Below are 17,275 nucleotides of genomic sequence, written 5' to 3' on the forward strand. Positions count from 1 at the left end.
CCGTACAGAAACTGCGGTAACCGTCAGCTGACCGGTTGCCGCTGCATCGCGAGGCAGTCATGAATACCCCTTCTTCCTTCCCGCCGCACGCTGGCGCGGACGATTTCGATGCCGGGCCGCTGTCCTGGGTGATCGGTGAAATCGCCGACGCGCTGGCGCATTCGCGCGCCGCACTGACCGAAGCACTGACGCAGGACGCCGACCTGCGTTCGACTGCCCTGCGGCAGGCCAGGACATGGCTGCACCAGGTGCATGGCGCGCTGCAGATTGTCGATGTCGATGGCGTCGTCATCCTGACCGAGACCGTGGAAGATCTGCTGGAGCGTTTCGAATCCGGCCAGGTTGAACTGACCCCGGAGGCGGCAGACACGATCGCGCTGGCATGCCGGGCGCTGGTCGAATATCTGGAAGAACTGCTGGCCGGATTGCCGCATCAGCCGGTGCGACTGTTTCCCTACTATCGGGCGCTGCTCGAGGTGCGCGGTGCCGAACGCATTCATCCGGCCGATCTGTTCTTCCCCAACCTGACCGCGCGTCCGCAGCTGCCGCCTGCTTCGCATGCATTGACGCGCGACGACTATGTCGTTCTGCGCAAGCGCTTCGAGCGCGCGTTGCTGCTGTATCTGAAAGGCGGTGGCGGACGCTCCGGGCAGGCTGGTGCGATTGCCATGCGCGATCTCCTGCAAAAGGTCGAAGCGGCGCAGACGAGTCCGCAGACGCGTGCCTTCTGGTGGGTCATGGCAGGGTTTGCCGATGCCGTCGCCGACGACCAGATCGGCGGCGAGCTGTACGTCAGGCAACTGTTTGCGCGCATCAATCTGCAACTGCGGCGTCTGGCAGAAGGATCGGCCAGCATTGCCGAACGTCTGTTGCGCGACGCGCTGTTCTTTCTGGCGCGCATCGATGCTCCGTCACCGCAGGCCAGTCTGATCCGCAGCACCTATCGGCTCGACGGCGCGGTGCCCGCCGATTACGAAGCGCGCCGTTACGGGCAGGTGGATGCGCAATCGCTGACCGATGCGCGTGCACGTCTGTCGCAGGCCAAGATTCTGTGGAACCGCATTGCCGGCGGCGATACGGGCGTGGCCTCGGCATTTCAGCAGGAGATGGCAGGGCTGGCCGAGGCCGGTGATGGTCTGAACGCGCCGGCTCTTGGAAAACTTCTGCGTGAATTGAGCGGGATTGCGCGTCATGCCGCGCACACCGTGCCGGGCGATGCGGTGAGTCTGGAAATTGCCACCAGCCTGCTGTTCGTCGAGCAGGCATTGCAGCAGATCGGGCATCTGCCCGACGATTTTGCCGAGCGCGCCGAGGCCGTGACCGCGCGTCTGTTGTCGGCGGTGGCCGGTGAACCGCTGGCGCCGTCCGCGCAATGGCTCGACGAGATGTCGCGCCAGGCACAGCAGCGGCAGAGCATGACCGTGCTGGCGAGTGAACTGCAGTCGAGTCTGCGGCAGGTGGAAAAGCAGCTCGATGCCTATTTCCGCGATCCGCAGCAGAAAGCCGGATTGAGCGAGGTCGAAGGGATTCTGTACCAGATTCACGGCGCCCTCGCGATACTCGACCATGAGGAAGCGATGCGCGCGGTCCGCCACGTGCAGGAGACGGTGCGCGGTTTCGTCGCCACGGAAGAGGTGGCCGATGCGGCACTGCTGGAACAGGTGGCGCAGAATGTCGGTGCCCTGAGTTTCTTCATCGAGACGTTGCCTCTGCATGGCGAGGGCAGTCATCGCTTCAGCTTCGATGATGAAAGCGGCACCTTTCGCGCCAACCTGATCGACGATCGTCGCCGTCATGCAGAGGCTGACGGTGCGGACATGACGGACGACGGGCAGACTGCCGCGGCGTTGCCCGAAACCGCAATGGATAGCGAAGAGCAGGTCCTGGCAGCGCCGACGGTGGAGGACGAACTGGCCGCGCACCAGCGGCAGTCGCAGCAGCTGGCGCATTCGCTGGCGGCAGAGCCGGACAATCTGCAGTTGCAGGAACAATTGAAGGAATCGCTGGAACAGGTGCGCCTGGATGCGCGCCTGGTTGACAACCCGGATGCCGGCGATCGCGCGCGTGCCGTGATCGACATGCTGGAATCGCCGGATTTCATCGCTTCTTCCGCCGCGCTCGACGAAATCGCGCTGGCGGAACCGGAGCAGCCCGCCACCGATGCGATCGCATCACCGGCAACGCCCGAGACCGAGGCGGAGGCGGACGCCGAACTGCTCGATATTTTTCTCGGCGAGGCGGTCGAGGTGCTGGCCTGCATCGCAGAGACCTTGCCGCTGTCGCGCAACGCGCCACACAACCAGGAATACCTGACGACCTTGCGGCGCTCCTTTCATACGCTCAAGGGCAGCAGCCGGATGGTGGGACTGGTTGCCTTCGGCGAAGCTGCCTGGAGCATCGAGCAGGTGCTCAATCTGCGCCTTGCGGATACGCAGGGTGGCGATCCCGAGCTGCATGCATTGATCGATTGCGCGGCGCAGCAGCTTGGTGCGTGGGTGAGCGAACTGCGGCAGACCGGCGGTTCGCAACGCGATGGTCGTGCGCTGATCGACGCAGCGGAACGCGTTCGGCATGGCCAGCCGTTTTCGCTCGAGTCAACGCCGGAGACGGTGGAAGCCGAAGAGTTGCAGTTGAGCGATGAGGAACTCGTGCAGTTCGGACGGTTCACGTCGGCAACGGAAGAAATGGCAGCCGAGCAGCATGACGCCGCGCAGGAGTCGCCTGCACAGGATATGGAGTCGGCTGCGGAGAATGTCGTTGATTTTCCCGGCAATCCAGTCGGCGGGCCTGCTGCCGACGATCACATCAAGCGCATCGGCGATCTCGAGATCGGCATGCCGCTTTACAGCATCTATCTGACCGAGACAGACGAACTGGTGCGCAGGCTCGCGCATGACTTCAGCGAATGGCGGCACGAACCGGATCGTCATGTCAGCGTGCAGGCGGTGCATGCCGCGCATTCACTGGCGGGCAGTTCGGCCACGGTCGGTTTCCTCTCCCTGCACCAGTTGGCCTATGCGCTGGAGATGGTGTTGCAATACCTGGCGCGCAAGCCCGTCAAGCTGCTGTGGAGCGAATACGATGTGCTCGACCAGTCGGTGGAGTGCATACGCGCCATGCTTCTGAAGTTCGCATTGGGCGAGATGCCGGAAGATGAAGCGGAACAGGTCGCGCAGCTCACGGCCATGCCCGAGGATTTCGAGGGAAGGTCGCTGGAGCCTATCGTTGCCGGTACGGCCGCCAGTGCTTCATTCCTTTCCGATGACGACGGCGTATCGGAGGTGCCGGATTTGCCCGCATCACATCTTGCTGCTGCGGCACATGGACAGGATGCGATCGAGACGAGCGATGCCGCACTGTTCATGCAGGACGAGATCGACGCGGACTTGTTGCCCGTCTTCATCGAAGAGGGTCGCGACATGTTGCCGCAGATCGGCGAGGCATTGCGCGGCTGGCAGTTGCAGCCTGACGATGCCGTCATGCCGCAGACCCTGTTGCGCCTGTTGCACACGGTGAAGGGAAGCGCGCGCATGGCCGGTGCCATGGCCCTGGGACAGCATCTGCACGAGATGGAGACCCGCATCGAGACCATCTCGCATGCCGGTCACCCGGCGGCGCCGATGTTCGACGATCTGCTGGCGCGGCATGATCTTGCTTCGCAGTTGTTCGAGCAATTGCAGGATGGCGACACTTCCGCTTCCTCAGGAGCCGAATCTGCGTCTGAACAGGCCGCCTCGGAATCCGCTGGCGAAGTAACGGCACCCGTACAGGACGCAACGACAGGCGGCAGCGATGTTGTGCAGGAACGGCGCCTGCAGACCGCCGAGGCGCCGCGCGCGGTGACGACGCAGGCAGCTGCGCCGTTGGTGAGGGTGCGCGCCGATATTCTCGATCGTGTGGTCAATCAGGCCGGTGAAGTGTCGATTTCCCGGTCGCGGCTGGAAAACGAAGTCGGCACATTGCGACAGTCGCTGGGCGAGTTGTCGGACAACGTTTCGCGGCTGCGCGACCAGCTGCGCGAAATCGAAATGCAGGCAGAGTCGCAAATCACGTCGAGCATGGGAAGTTCGCCCGAGCGCGAATTCGATCCGCTCGAGTTCGACCGCTTCACGCGTCTGCAGGAACTCACGCGCATGATGGCCGAAAGTGTCAGTGACGTCGGCACCGTGCAGCAGACGCTGAATCGCACCATCGAAAGTGCCAGCGCCGGCCTGTCGGTACAGGCCCGCCTGACGCGCGATCTGCAGCAGGATCTGATGCGCGTGCGCATGGTGAAGTTCGCCAGCATTGCCGACCGCCTCTACCGTGTCACGCGCCAGGCAGCCAAGGAGATGGACAAGCGCGTCAATCTCGACATTCGTGGCGCGGCAGTGGAACTCGACCGCAGCGTGCTCGAGAAGATGACCGGTCCGTTCGAACATCTGCTGCGCAATGCCATCGTGCATGGCATCGAGTCGCGCGAGCGGCGCCGCGCGGCGGGCAAGAGCGAAACCGGCGAACTGCGCATCGAGGTGCGGCAGGAAGGCAACGAGGTCGTCATCCAGTTCTCGGACGACGGTCGCGGGCTCGATATCGATGGCATTCGCAACAAGGCGACTGCTATCGGATTGCTGGGCAGCGATGCGCAACTGTCCGATGCAGAAACGAGCGAACTGATCTTCCATCCCGGATTCTCGACCGCCGAGGAGGTGACGGAACTGGCGGGGCGCGGCATCGGCATGGACGTGGTGCGTTCGGAAGCGGTTTCCCTGGGCGGTCGTATTGCCATCGTTTCGGAACCCGGCGCGGGTGCGCAATTCACCATCCATCTGCCATTGACGCTGGCGGTGACGCAGGTGGTCCTGCTCTCGACGGGCGGACGGATTTACGCAGTGCCGTCGGTGCTGGTGGAACAGGTGCAGCAGTTGAAGGTCGGTCCGCTGTCACTGGCCTATAACGAAGGCGCACTTCTCTGGCAGTCGCAGCGCGTGCCGCTGCATTATCTGTCGGCCCTGCTTGGCGATGCGGAAGCGACGCCGGTGACGCAGCAGTATTCGCCGCTGCTGATCCTGAAGAGCGGCAGCGACCGCGTGGCGATTCATGTCGATGAAGTCATCGGCAACCGCGAGGTGGTGGTCAAGAACATCGGTCCGCAGCTGTCGCGCATGATCGGCATTGCCGGTGCGACGGTGCTCGGTTCCGGCGAGATCGTGCTGATCCTCAACCCGGTGCCGTTGGCGCAGCGCGCCGCGCAGGAGAATATTCGTGCACCGCGTCTGACGCCGTCCGATGCGCCGGACAACATGGGTGCGGTGGTCGAACTGACATCCGACGATCATGCAGGGCAACCCGCGGCGCCGGTGCAGGGGCTGCGTGCGCAACCGATCGTGATGGTGGTTGACGATTCGCTGACGGTGCGCCGCGTCACGCAGCGCCTGCTGACGCGCGAAGGCTATCAGGTGGTGCTGGCCAAGGATGGCGTGGATGCGCTCGAACATCTGCAGTCGGTGACGCCCGATGTGATGCTGGTCGACATCGAGATGCCGCGCATGGACGGTTTCGACCTGACGCGCAACATTCGCGACGATGAACGCACGCGCGGCATCCCGATCATCATGATCACGTCGCGCACGGCCGCCAAGCATCGCAACTTTGCGATGGAGCTTGGCGTCAATGAGTACCTGGGCAAGCCGTATCAGGAAGATGTGTTGCTGGAACTGATTGCCGGCTTCGTCGGCAGGTATTCGGCATTGCACTGATGCCAAGGCTCATTGCCGGTACAAAAGAATCCCGCCTGCCGGCGGGATTTTTCATGGGGCCGCGTCATCCTCTGCTTCACGATCAGCCGCTTCGGCGACCGTCTTGACCACCGCATAGCGTTGCAGGGTCCTCGCCCGGGCTTCTTCGTGCGAGACGATGGGGTGCGGATAGTTCTTGCCCAGTTCAATGTCGAAGGCCCGTAAATCCTCGGCGGACAGCTTCCAGGGCGCATGCACCTGTTTGGCCGGCAGTGCGGTAAGCTGCGGCAGATAGCGCCGGATGAACTTGCCCTCGGCATCGCATTTCTCGGATTGCGTGACTGGATTGAAGATGCGAAACCAGGGTTGCGCATCGCAGCCGGAGGAGGCCGCCCATTGCCAGCCGCCGTTGTTGGCAGCGAGATCGAAATCGTTGAGCTTTTCCGCGAAATAATGTTCGCCGCGCCGCCAGTCGATGCCGAGATCCTTGACCAGAAAGGAAGCCGCGACCATGCGCAGGCGATTGTGCATGTAGCCGGTCCGGTTGAGTTGCGCCATGGCCGCATCGACCAGCGGGTAGCCCGTGCGTCCCTCGCACCAGACCTCGAACAGGCGGTCGGCATGTTCGCCTTGTTCCCAGGCGATGGCATCGTAGGCGGGTTTGAAGGCCCGCTGTGCGACATGCGGATGATGATGCAGGATCATGAAATAGAATTCGCGCCAGATCAGTTCCGACAGCCAGGTGGCCGCGCCATCCGCAGCCGGGCCTCGTATGATCTCCAGCGCGCGCCGTACCAGCGCACGGATGGAGATGGTGCCGAAACGCAGATGGACCGACAGATAGGACGGTCCCTTGCTTGCGGGAAAGTCGCGTCGTCGGCCGTACTCGGACATGCGCTCGACAAAATCGTCGAACAGCGCCTGCGCACCGCTCATGCCGATGAGGATGCCCAGTTCCTCCAGATCGGTTTTCTCGAAACCAATCTCTGCGAGTGACGGCATCTCGTGCATGCCGGGCGGTGGTGTAGCCAGACGGGAACGCTGCGCATCGATATCGAAGGCCCCATGTCGCCGCCGGCATGCAGTTGCCGCAGCCAGGCATTCTTGTAGGGCGTGAAAACGGAAAATGGCGTACCGCTCTTCGTCAATATCTCGCTGCACTCGAAGATCACCTGATCCTTGAAGGTGTGGAAGGTCCGGCCGTCTCTTTCCAATGCGGTGGCGACGGCGCGGTCGCGCCGTACGGCCTGCGGCTCGTAGTCGCGATTGACGAAGACCGCTTCCACATCCAGTTCGGCTGCCAGGCGCGGAATGGCGGGTTCCGCATGGTCGTGCAGCACGATCAGCCCGCCGCCCATCGCCTTGAGTTCGCCGTCGAGTTCGCGCAGGCTGGCATGGATGAACTCGACACGTTTGTCGCGCCGAGGCAGCAGGTCGAGAATCGTGCGGTCGAACACGAAGACGCAATACACCTGGCGGCTTTGCGCCAGCGCATGATGCAGCGCGGCATGGTCGAAGCTGCGCAGGTCGCGGCGCAGCCAGACGAGAGAACGGTCGAAGTCGGGCATGGGGTGGCAGGTAATGGGCAGTCTTGCACTATGCCGCAAAAGGGATGGCGCCGTATGAAGCCAGGCGCGCTGGCCGGGAAAAACCGCCTGGAATGGCCGGACAAAACTGCTAAAATAGGGGTCATGTCGAAGCAACGCAAGACCAGCCACCTTCCCTCTGATCCGGGTGATGTCCCGGAATCCCCCGATTTTTCTTCCGATACCGATGTGCCGCCCGTGGCGGAACTCCACCTTGCCGATCATTTTCTGATTGCGATGCCGTCCATGCTGGATCCGGTCTTTGGCGGTTCGGTGGTCTATCTGTGCGAGCACAATGCAAGCGGCGCGCTCGGCGTGATCATCAACAAGCCGACCGACATGACGGTCGAGAATCTGCTGGCGCGCATCGATCTCAAGCTGGAGATCGCGCCGGGAATCCCGGCGCAGCAGGCGACCGTGCTGTATGGCGGGCCGGTGCAGGATGACCGCGGTTTCGTGCTGCATGCGCCGGCCGGCGACTTTTCCTCGACCATGCCGGTCACCTCGGAAGTGGCATTGACGACCTCCAGGGACATTCTGGAAGCGGTGGCACGCGGAGACGGGCCGCAGCGTCTGCTGGTCAGCCTTGGCTGCTCTGGCTGGGGCGCAGGGCAGCTGGAAGACGAGATTTCGCGCAATGGCTGGCTGACGGTGCGTGCCGACCCCGGCATTCTGTTCGATCTGCCGCTGGAACAGCGCTTTTCGGCGGCGCTGCGACTGCTCGGTATCGATATGACCATGCTGAGCGGCGAGGTCGGGCATGCATGATGCCGGCCTGGAGCGCGGCCGCTAGTGGATACGGTGCTCGCCTTCGATTTCGGTCTCAAGCGCATCGGCGTGGCGGTCGGCAATACCGTGATCCGGCAGGCGCAGCCGCTGGCCGTCATCCGCGCCGCCACCAACGATGGCAAGTTTGCCGAGATCGGCGAACTGATCCGGCAATGGCAGCCGGCGGTGTGCGTGGTCGGACTGCCGCGTCATCCGGACGGCGTCGAACACGAAATGAGCGTGCGCTGCCGACGCTTTGCCAACCAGTTGCATGGACGTTTCGATGTGGCAACCGTACTGGTGGACGAGCGGTATTCGTCTGCCGTGATTTCTCACCAACGCGGCGAGGCGATCGACGATCGCGCGGCTGCAATCATTCTTCAACAATATTTCGATGACGAATCCCACTCCTGAACTCGATGCCGAGGCGATGTATTCGACCTTGCTGCAGCAGGTGAAAGCCGGGCTTGCACAAGTGGAGAATGTCGCCCTCGTCGGCATCCATTCCGGCGGCGCCTGGCTGGCCGAACGCCTGGCCGCCGATCTGCAACTGACCGAGCGGCTCGGCTTCGTCGATGTGTCCTTTCATCGCGACGACTATGCGGAGAAGGGACTGAAGGCCGATGTCAAATCGACCCAGATTCCGTTCGATGTCGAGGGCGCGACCATCGTGCTGGTTGACGACGTGCTCTACACCGGCCGCACCACGCGCGCCGCGATCAACGAACTGTTCGACTACGGCCGTCCGGCGCGCGTGCTGCTGGCGGCGCTGGCCGATCGCGGCGGGCGCGAGCTGCCGATCGCAGCCGATTTCCTGGCCGAAACCGTTTCTCTTCCGGACCAGCGCCTGCTGGTCCTTCAACGTGCCGAAGACGGCCGCTTCTTCCTGACGGTGGATCATGCTTAATCCGCAATTGAACAAGAACGGCGAGCTGCAGCACCTGCTCACCATCGAAGGCCTGCCGAAGGCGAACATCCTGCACATCCTCGATACCGCGTCGTCGTTCGTCAGCATTGGCGACCGCGAGGTCAAGAAGGTACCGCTGATGCGCGGCAAGGGCGTCTTCAACCTGTTCTTCGAGAATTCGACGCGCACCCGTACCACCTTCGAGATCGCCGCCAAGCGGCTGTCGGCCGACGTCATCAACCTCAACATCGCCGCCTCGAGTTCGAGCAAGGGCGAATCGCTGCTCGATACCATCGACAACCTGTCGGCCATGCATGCCGACATGTTCGTGGTGCGCCATTCGCAGTCGGGCGCGCCCTATCTGATCGCCAAGCATCTCAACGATACCAGGCAGCCGCACGTGCATGTGGTCAATGCCGGCGACGGGCGCCATGCGCACCCGACGCAGGGCCTGCTCGACATGTACACGATCCGCCACTACAAGAAGGATTTCACCAATCTGACGGTGGCCATCGTCGGCGACATCCTGCACAGCCGCGTGGCGCGCTCGGACATCCATGCGCTGACCACCCTGGGCGTGCCGGAAGTGCGCGCGATCGGTCCACGCACGCTGCTGCCCAGCGGGCTCGAGCAGATGGGCGTGCGCGTCTTCACCGACATCAACAAGGGATTGAAGGGCGTCGATGTCATCATCATGTTGCGCCTGCAAAACGAGCGCATGAGCGGCGCGCTGCTGCCGTCGGCGCAGGAGTTCTTCAAGAGCTACGGCCTGACGACCGAGCGCCTGGCACTGGCCAAGCCCGACGCGATCGTCATGCATCCGGGACCGATGAACCGCGGCGTCGAGATCGAGTCGGCAGTGGCCGACGGCACGCAGGCGGTGATCCTGCCGCAGGTCACGTTCGGCATCGCGGTACGCATGGCAGTCATGGGCATTTTGGCGGGAAATTAAAAGATGAAGATCCATATCAAGAATGGTCGCCTGATCGATCCGGCAAACGGCATCGATGCCCGGCAGGACATCTATATTGCGGCAGGTCGGATCGTCGGCATCGGCCACGCGCCCGACGGTTTTTCGGCGAGCAAGGTGATCGACGCCAGCAGCCTGGTGGTGGCACCCGGTCTGGTCGATCTTTCTGCGCGCCTGCGCGAACCGGGGTACGAACACAAGGCCACACTGGAGTCGGAAATGCAGGCGGCGGTGCAGGGCGGCGTGACCTCGCTGGTGTGCCCTCCCGATACCGATCCGGTGCTCGACGAACCGGGACTGGTCGAGATGCTCAAGCATCGCGCACGCTTGCTGAACCAGGCGCATGTCTATCCGCTCGGCGCGCTGACCATGAAGCTGCAGGGCGAGGCCTTGACAGAGATGGCGGAGCTGACCGATGCCGGTTGCGTCGGCTTCTCGCAGGCCGACCAGCCGATCCTCGATACCACGGTCCTGTTGCGCGCCCTGCAATATGCGAAGACCTTCGACTTCACGGTCTGGCTGCGTCCGCAGGATCCGCATATCGGGCGCAGCGGCGTCGCGCACAGTGGCCCGGTGGCATCGCGCCTCGGATTGGCCGGGGTGCCGGTGATGGCCGAGACCATTGCACTGCATACCATTCTGGAGCTGGTGCGTGTGACCGGTGCGCGCGTGCACCTGTGCCGCATGTCGTCGGCTGCCGGTCTGGAACTGGTGCGCGCGGCGAAGAAGGAGGGCTTGCCGATCACCTGTGACGTCGGTGCGCATCACGTGCACATGACGGAATTCGACATCGGCTTCTTCGATGCCAACGCGCGCCTGGCGCCGCCCTTGCGCGGTCAGCGCGATCGCGATGCGATTCGTGCCGGCCTGCTGGATGGCACCATCGATGCCATCTGTTCCGACCACACGCCGGTGGACGACGACGAAAAACTGCTGCCGTTCGGCGAAGCGTCGTCCGGCGCCACCGGCCTCGAACTGCTGTTGTCGCTGGCCCTGAAGTGGGGTGAGGAATGCGCGGAGTCGAAGAAGGGCATGGCGCAGGCGATTGCCAAGGTCACCAGCGATGCCGCGCGCATCGTCGGTCTGCAGGCCGGGCAGTTGGCCGTCGGCAGCGTGGCCGATCTGTGCCTGTTCGATCCGGCCGTGCGCTGGAAGGTGAGTGCCGCCGAGCTGGCCAGCCAGGGCAAACATACGCCTTTTCTCGGCTATGAGCTGACCGGGCAGGTCAGGACCACGATTGTGGCGGGTCATATCGCCTTCCAGCGCTGAGCACGATGCCGGTCATTTCGCAGCAGGGTGTCGCGTGACTGTCTTTTCCTTCCTGCGTGTCCTCCTGCATTTGCTGCAGGGACTGGCGACCAGTGCCTTCGTGTTTCCGTTTGCCAATCCGGCCCGGCGCGAAGTGCTGGTCCGGAACTGGTCCGCTGCGCTGTTGCGCATCCTGCGCGTGCAACTCGATGCACGCTTCGTCGACGGCGCGCCATCACAGCGCAACGCGCTGGTGGTTGCCAATCATGTGTCCTGGCTGGACATCTTTGTCGTCAATGCGGTGCAGCCCTGTCACTTCGTTGCCAAGGCCGACATCCGCAACTGGCCGGTGCTGGGCTGGCTATGCGAAAAGGCCGGTACCATCTTCATCGCACGCGGCCGACAGCGTGAAGTGCGGCGTGTGCAGGAGGGACTGGTGGTCGGCATTCTGCGCGGCCAGCGTATTGCCTTTTTCCCGGAAGGCACGACGTCGGCCCAGGGCGAGCTGCTGCCGTTCCATTCCAACCTGTTCGAAGCCGCGATCACGGCCGGCGTGCCGGTCAAGCCGTATGCGCTGCGCTATCTCGATGCCCAGGGCGCGCTGCATCCTGCGGCGAATTTTGTCGGTGAGACGACTTTCGTCGATAGCCTGATGATGATCCTGAAAGCGCGCGGCATGCGTGCGCAGCTGATCGAGCTGCCGCTCATCGACGGGACAGGCTTGCAGCGAAGGGAGCTGGCGCAACATGCGCGGCTGGCAATTGCCGACGCGTTGCAGACAGGGTAATCAGCGTTTCCCGGGTTTCTGATGTTGCGGGCAGTCAACCTGCACCAGCGAGCGATCCTGCAGGTTCACGGCAGTCAGCTTGCCGCCCCACACGCAACCGGTATCGAGCCCGACCAGTCGCGGCCGCATCAGCAATCCCAGTGTGGACCAATGCCCGAATACCACGGTGGTATCGGCCGTGCGGCGATCCGGCAGTTCGAACCAGGGCATCAGGCCTTCCGGTATGCGGTCGATGCCTTCGGCCGTCTTGAAATCCATCACGCCGTCGCTGCTGCACAGGCGCATGCGGGTCAGCGCGTTGACGATGACGCGCAGGCGCTCGATGCCGCGCAGATCATCGCTCCAGGCCGCAGGCGTATTGCCATACATGGCACCCAGAAAATCCGCCCAGTATGTTCCCTGCAGTTCCTGTTCGACCTCGCGTGACAAGGCGACTGTCTGCGCGGCACTCCATTGCGGCAGTACGCCCGCATGCACGAACAGATGATCGCCGTCGGCAAAGGCCAGCGGTTGTCGTCGCAGCCAGCCGACCAGTTCGTCGCGGTCTTCGGCCTGCAGGATGTCGTCCAGCGTGTCGGATGCATGGGGTTGCCGCAGTCCGCAGGCGACTGCCAGCAGATTCAGGTCGTGATTGCCGAGTACGATGCGGGCGCGCTCGCCCAGCGCCTGTACCTGGCGCAAGGTTGCCAGCGAACGGGGGCCGCGGTTGACGATGTCGCCGACAAAAACAAACTTCGCGCCGGGAGTGCGTGTTTCAATCCTTTCAAGAAGAAGGGACAATTGATCGTGGCAGCCCTGCAGGTCGCCAATGGCATAGGTGGTCATAAAACTCGAATAAGAAGGGAATATGTTTTGAGCGGAAAACAGATGGATATTTTGCCGCGTATCCGGTTTTAATGCATGAAGAACTAATTACAGCCACTAATTACAGCCGCATTTCTCACCAAGGTAATGAATAGAACATTATTCGCGGTTCGATGTTTTAATTGTCGTCGCCCTTTACATACAAAAAAATTTCAACAAGGAAATGCACTGCACTTCATGCGATTCTGCGGTAGCCCTTATCCATATTGAGGTTTGAAGTCATTTTGTTTTGCGTGCCGATAAAAAAGTTAATATAAATGAAACTATTTTTAACGGCGCCAGTCTGAATCTCCTGATTCACCCGGCGAGGCGGAATTAGATATTCCGACTTTGCCGATTGAATTCTTCGATATTCAGGTATTTAATGCAAAGCCAATTGCAGACTGGTAAAGTATTCGCTGTTTTTATTTGAATATCGTCGAAAGGAAACTCTCATGGATTTATCCGCATTGTCGCTGACCGAATTGTCGGATTTGCAGGAACAGATCAAGCAGGAATTCAAGAAACGCCAGAAACAGGAAGTCGTGCGTGCGCGTGAACAGATCATCGCCATTGCACAAAGCGTCGGCGTGCCGCTCGACGAGCTGCTCGGTGCCGGTGGCGGCAAGGTCAAGACCAAGACCCGCAAGCCGGTCGCAGTGCGCTATCGTCATCCTGACAATTCCTCTCTGCAATGGACCGGTCGCGGTCGCCAGCCTCAATGGGTCAAGGATTGGCTGGCAAGCGGCAAATCGCTGGATGCCCTGGGAGTCTGAGACAACATTTGACAGGATAGCGATCAGACATGGCAACACTTACCCAGGGAATTTTCAAGGCGTATGACATTCGCGGCATCATCGGCAAGACGCTGGATGCCGGCATTGCGCGCGACATCGGACGTGCCTTCGGCAGCGCGGTGCGTGCCAAGGGAGAGAAGGCGGTCGTCATCGGACGTGATGGACGCCTTTCCGGCCCCGAACTGGCCAAGGCACTGGCAGAAGGCCTGCAGTCGGCGGGCGTGGATGTCATCGATCTGGGCGTGGTAGCCACGCCGGTGCTGTATCTGGCGACGCATGTGCTGGATACGCAATCCGGCATCATGGTCACCGGCAGTCACAATCCGCCGGACTACAACGGCTTCAAGATGGTATTGGCCGGTGAAGCCATTTACGGCGAAACCATCCAGGCGCTGCACCAGGCGATCGCCGAAGGGCGCTTTACGGAAGGCGCGGGTTCGTACCGGACCCACGATATCGCTGCGGCCTACCAGAAGCGCATTGTCGACGACGTCAAGCTGGCGCGCCCGATGAAGATCGCGATCGACTGCGGCAACGGTGTCGCCGGCGCCTTTGCCGGCGATCTGTATCGCGCGCTGGGATGCGAAGTCATCGAGCTGTTCTGCGATGTGGATGGCAATTTCCCCAATCATCATCCCGATCCGGCCCATCCGGAAAACCTGCAGGACCTGATCAAGTGCCTGCGCGAAACCGATGCCGAGATCGGCCTGGCCTTCGACGGCGATGGCGATCGGCTCGGAGTGGTGACCAAGGACGGCCAGATCATCTATCCGGATCGTCAGTTGATGCTGTTTGCCAAGGACGTGCTGACGCGTCATCCGGGCGAGCAGATTCTCTATGACGTCAAGTGCACGCGTTACCTGGCACCGTGGATCACGCAGAGCGGCGGCCAGCCGCTGATGTGGAAGACCGGTCACTCGCTGGTCAAGGCCAAGATGCGCGAGACCGGCGCGCCGCTGGGCGGCGAGATGAGCGGCCACGTGTTCTTCAAGGATCGCTGGTACGGTTTCGACGACGGCATGTATGCGGGTGCGCGCATGCTCGAATTGCTGAGCCGCGAGAAGGACCCGTCGGCCCTGCTCAACGCGTTGCCGCAATCGGTCAGCACGCCGGAACTGCAGTTGAAGCTCGAGGATGGAGAAAGCTTCCCGCTGATCGCCAAGTTGCAGGCAGAAGCGAAGTTTCCGGGTTCGGACCAGACCATTTCGATCGACGGCCTGCGCGTCGAATATCCGGACGGTTTCGGGCTGGCGCGTTCTTCCAACACCACGCCGGTCATCGTCATGCGCTTCGAGGCCGAATCGCAGCAGGCGCTGGAACGTATCCAGGGCGAGTTCAAGCGCGTGATCCTGGACGCCAAACCGGATGCCGTGATGCCGTATTGAACGCATCGATCCCTTTGGAAAAAGCCGGCGAAAGCCGGCTTTTTTGCTTGTACGGTACCGCGCAATTTCTTTTTCACGGTACCGCTACGGCATAATACGGCTGATGCGATTTCCCCTCATTTTCTCCGTGCAGTTTGCGACGGATATCCGTCACTCGCCATGCGCCTGATCTATTCGATTGCATGGTGGCTCGCCTTGCCGCTGGTGCTGCTGCGGTTGTTCATTCGCGGCCGCAAGGAGTCCGGTTACCGTCGCCATGTGGCGGAGCGTCTCGGTTTCTATGGCGACGTCCGGCTCGCACGCGAATTGCCCGTTCTATGGGTGCATGCGGTCTCGGTTGGCGAGACGCGCGCCGCACAGCCATTGGTCGAAGCGTTGCTGGACGCATATCCCGACCATGTCGTCCTGCTGACGCACATGACCCCGACCGGCCGCGCCACCGGCCGTTCGCTGTTCGACAAGGAGTCGCGCGTGGTGCAGAGCTATCTGCCATATGACACCGGCTGGATGGTCGGACGGTTCCTGCGCCGTTTCCGGCCGCGTCTGTGCGTACTGATGGAAACGGAGGTCTGGCCCAACGTCATGCGGCAATGCCGCCGCCATCAGGTACCGGTGGCGCTGGTCAATGCGCGTCTTTCCGAGAAGTCGCTCAACAAGGCACTGCGCCTGCCCTCGCTGTTCGTCGAGGCCGCCAGGGCGATGACGGTCGTGGCCGCGCAAACCGACAGCGATGCGGCGCGCGTGCGGCAACTTGGCGCGCCCGAGGTACATGTCACCGGCAGCATCAAGTTCGATATCGTGCCGCCGCCTGCCATGCTGGAACGCGGCGCTGCGTTGCGCACACGCTTTGGCAAACGTCCCGTGCTGGTCTGTGCCAATACGCGCGACGGCGAGGAATCACTGATTCTGGATGCATTGCCGACGCTGAATGTGGAGGATGTGCTGCTGATCATCGTGCCGCGTCATCCGCAGCGGTTTGACGATGTGGCGCAGCAGATCCGCTCGCGCGGTTTGTCATTGGCGCGCCGCTCGGAGTCCGGTGATGCGGTCATCGGGCGCGAGATCCGGGTCATGCTCGGCGACTCCATGGGCGAGATGTTTGCCTACTATGCGGCTGCCGATCTGGCCTGCGTCTGCGGCAGCCTGCTGCCATTGGGCGGGCATAACCTGATCGAGGCTTGTGCGGTCGGCAAGCCGGTTCTGGTGGGGCCTTATACCTTCAATTTCGCGGAGGCGGCAGAGAACGCGATTGCCGCCGGAGCGGCGCTGCGTGTCGAAGATGCCGAACAGATGATGCAGCAGGCCACGACGATTCTGCGAGATGCGCCGCTGCGCGCGGAGATGGGGGCGAACGCGCTGATATTTGCGCGCCAGCATGGCGGAGCGACGGCGCGTACGATGGCGCTGTTGAGACCACTGATAGAAGGCCGGGGATGATGAACGATTCGGAAAAGCAGACTGAAGACACGCTGCGGCAAGTGGCCGGGATAAATGCCGACAGCAAGTCCGGCACGCCGGCAGATAGCAAAGCGGAGCAGGCCGAACAGGGTGCCGAGCCGCCTATCGATTATCGACGGGTTGAACATGGTCATGGCCCGTGCAGCTGCTGCGGGCCGTACAGCGAATGATCGGAGCCGTCAGCGATAAGGGGCAACGATAAACGTCAACGATAAGCGTTGGCGCGATCGAGCAGGCGGTTCACTTCCCATTCAAGCGCGTCGAGATCGCGCTGCAGGCGTTCCTGTTCTACCCCGTTGAACCGGCCATTGGCACGCAGCTGTGCCTCGCGTCGGCTGATGTCGCGCTGACGCCGTTGCAGCCAGTGCGCCTCGTTCTGGGCAATCAGTCCATCGGCGATGCCATGATCGACGAGATTGTTGATATACGCCTGCCGCTGCGCCAGGCCAGGGGTACCACGCCGGCCGTCATGACGATTCAGGCGGCGCTCCACATCGACGCGCATGGCCTCCAGATCACGCCATAGTGCATCGCGCTCCCGCGGGGAGGCATGCGGATTGCGGCGATAGCGCATTTCCCGGAACTGGATATCGCGCTCGCGCTGATACAGTGCCTGCGCCTCCTGCGGCGTGATCAATCCTTGCGCCAGCCCATACTGGATCCGGGAGCGGATGTCCTGCTGCATCTGCTCCATCGTGACCGTGCTGAGCCGATCCGCGCGGGCTGGCAATGCGTGCATCCCTGCCAGCGTGGCAGCGAGCAGCAGTGTCAGTGTCAATCCTCTGGCGTTTTTCATGCGAGTCGTCCGA

Annotated in this window: 13 protein-coding genes and 1 pseudogene; 11 read left to right on the top strand and 3 right to left on the bottom strand. The window is 62.3% G+C overall.

Annotated features, from left to right (window positions below; all coding sequences use genetic code 11):
• Positions 1–59 precede the first annotated feature (59 nt).
• Positions 60–5,738 (top strand): hybrid sensor histidine kinase/response regulator, encoded by a 5,679-nt coding sequence (locus IEV38_RS08600; protein ID WP_188395774.1) that lies wholly within the window; start codon positions 60–62, stop codon positions 5,736–5,738.
• Between the two features lie 51 nt (positions 5,739–5,789).
• Here the strand turns inward: IEV38_RS08600 and IEV38_RS08605 are convergent.
• Positions 5,790–7,285, bottom strand: a pseudogene (locus tag IEV38_RS08605) (cryptochrome/photolyase family protein).
• Between the two features lie 123 nt (positions 7,286–7,408).
• Between IEV38_RS08605 and IEV38_RS08610 the strand changes: the two are divergent.
• The 6 genes from IEV38_RS08610 to IEV38_RS08635 are packed head-to-tail and all read left to right on the top strand — an operon-like array spanning position 7,409 to position 11,983.
• Entirely contained in the window at positions 7,409–8,071 is a 663-nt protein-coding gene (locus IEV38_RS08610; protein WP_188395775.1) for a YqgE/AlgH family protein, read from the top strand.
• 24 nt (positions 8,072–8,095) lie between these two features.
• Positions 8,096–8,485 (top strand): Holliday junction resolvase RuvX, encoded by a 390-nt coding sequence (gene ruvX, locus IEV38_RS08615; RefSeq protein ID WP_188395776.1) that lies wholly within the window; start codon positions 8,096–8,098, stop codon positions 8,483–8,485.
• Positions 8,466–8,978, top strand: coding sequence for a bifunctional pyr operon transcriptional regulator/uracil phosphoribosyltransferase PyrR (gene pyrR, locus IEV38_RS08620; RefSeq protein ID WP_188395777.1), 513 nt, complete (start codon positions 8,466–8,468; stop codon positions 8,976–8,978). Before ruvX ends, pyrR begins: the two co-directional genes overlap by 20 nt.
• Entirely contained in the window at positions 8,971–9,930 is a 960-nt protein-coding gene (locus IEV38_RS08625; protein ID WP_188395778.1) for an aspartate carbamoyltransferase catalytic subunit, read from the top strand. The genes pyrR and IEV38_RS08625 overlap by 8 nt, the downstream gene beginning before the upstream one ends.
• Positions 9,931–9,933: 3 nt before the next feature.
• A complete protein-coding gene (locus IEV38_RS08630) occupies positions 9,934–11,217 on the top strand; it encodes a dihydroorotase (RefSeq protein ID WP_188395779.1) in 1,284 nt (427 codons plus the stop codon).
• Between the two features lie 34 nt (positions 11,218–11,251).
• Complete coding sequence (locus tag IEV38_RS08635) at positions 11,252–11,983, top strand: lysophospholipid acyltransferase family protein (RefSeq protein WP_188395780.1); 732 nt, start codon at positions 11,252–11,254, stop codon at positions 11,981–11,983.
• Here the strand turns inward: IEV38_RS08635 and IEV38_RS08640 are convergent, their stop codons facing one another.
• Positions 11,984–12,808 carry a symmetrical bis(5'-nucleosyl)-tetraphosphatase gene (locus IEV38_RS08640; protein WP_188395781.1) on the bottom strand — a complete coding sequence of 275 codons (825 nt, stop codon included), beginning with the start codon at positions 12,806–12,808 and terminating at the stop codon, positions 11,984–11,986.
• A 473-nt stretch (positions 12,809–13,281) separates the two neighbouring features.
• Between IEV38_RS08640 and IEV38_RS08645 the strand changes: the two genes are divergently transcribed.
• The 4 genes from IEV38_RS08645 (at position 13,282) to IEV38_RS08660 (ending at position 16,636) form a co-directional block, all read left to right on the top strand.
• Complete coding sequence (locus tag IEV38_RS08645) at positions 13,282–13,602, top strand: H-NS histone family protein (protein WP_188395782.1); 321 nt, start codon at positions 13,282–13,284, stop codon at positions 13,600–13,602.
• Positions 13,603–13,631: 29 nt separating this feature from the next.
• The gene (locus IEV38_RS08650; RefSeq protein ID WP_188395783.1) at positions 13,632–15,008 is read left to right on the top strand and encodes a phosphomannomutase/phosphoglucomutase; all 1,377 of its coding nucleotides are present in this window, start codon (positions 13,632–13,634) and stop codon (positions 15,006–15,008) included.
• Between the two features lie 159 nt (positions 15,009–15,167).
• On the top strand, positions 15,168–16,445 hold the full coding sequence (gene waaA / locus IEV38_RS08655; protein ID WP_188395784.1) for a lipid IV(A) 3-deoxy-D-manno-octulosonic acid transferase: 1,278 nt from the start codon (positions 15,168–15,170) through the stop codon (positions 16,443–16,445).
• Positions 16,442–16,636: a hypothetical protein gene (locus IEV38_RS08660; RefSeq protein ID WP_188395785.1), complete on the top strand. Its 195-nt coding sequence runs from the start codon at positions 16,442–16,444 to the stop codon at positions 16,634–16,636. Before waaA ends, IEV38_RS08660 begins: the two co-directional genes overlap by 4 nt.
• Before the next feature lie 35 nt (positions 16,637–16,671).
• Here IEV38_RS08660 and IEV38_RS08665 read toward each other — a convergent pair whose 3' ends face one another.
• A complete protein-coding gene (locus tag IEV38_RS08665; protein WP_188395786.1) occupies positions 16,672–17,262 on the bottom strand; it encodes a hypothetical protein in 591 nt (196 codons plus the stop codon).
• Positions 17,263–17,275: the final 13 nt, after the last annotated feature.

It is taken from the genome of Oxalicibacterium flavum, assembly GCF_014635065.1.
In the GTDB taxonomy this organism is placed as follows: Bacteria; Pseudomonadota; Gammaproteobacteria; order Burkholderiales; family Burkholderiaceae_D; genus Oxalicibacterium; species Oxalicibacterium flavum.

What these genes read in the sequence shown, in the direction of transcription:
- IEV38_RS08640 (WP_188395781.1), bottom strand. Translation starts at nt 12,808, where the DNA reads ATGACCACCTATGCCATTGGCGACCTGCAGGGCTGCCACGATCAATTG.
- waaA (WP_188395784.1), top strand. Translation starts at nt 15,168, where the DNA reads ATGCGCCTGATCTATTCGATTGCATGGTGGCTCGCCTTGCCGCTGGTG.
- IEV38_RS08665 (WP_188395786.1), bottom strand. Translation starts at nt 17,262, where the DNA reads ATGAAAAACGCCAGAGGATTGACACTGACACTGCTGCTCGCTGCCACG.
- IEV38_RS08600 (WP_188395774.1), top strand. Translation starts at nt 60, where the DNA reads ATGAATACCCCTTCTTCCTTCCCGCCGCACGCTGGCGCGGACGATTTC.
- IEV38_RS08625 (WP_188395778.1), top strand. Translation starts at nt 8,971, where the DNA reads ATGCTTAATCCGCAATTGAACAAGAACGGCGAGCTGCAGCACCTGCTC.
- IEV38_RS08610 (WP_188395775.1), top strand. Translation starts at nt 7,409, where the DNA reads ATGTCGAAGCAACGCAAGACCAGCCACCTTCCCTCTGATCCGGGTGAT.
- IEV38_RS08660 (WP_188395785.1), top strand. Translation starts at nt 16,442, where the DNA reads ATGATGAACGATTCGGAAAAGCAGACTGAAGACACGCTGCGGCAAGTG.
- IEV38_RS08650 (WP_188395783.1), top strand. Translation starts at nt 13,632, where the DNA reads ATGGCAACACTTACCCAGGGAATTTTCAAGGCGTATGACATTCGCGGC.
- IEV38_RS08645 (WP_188395782.1), top strand. Translation starts at nt 13,282, where the DNA reads ATGGATTTATCCGCATTGTCGCTGACCGAATTGTCGGATTTGCAGGAA.
- pyrR (WP_188395777.1), top strand. Translation starts at nt 8,466, where the DNA reads ATGACGAATCCCACTCCTGAACTCGATGCCGAGGCGATGTATTCGACC.
- IEV38_RS08630 (WP_188395779.1), top strand. Translation starts at nt 9,934, where the DNA reads ATGAAGATCCATATCAAGAATGGTCGCCTGATCGATCCGGCAAACGGC.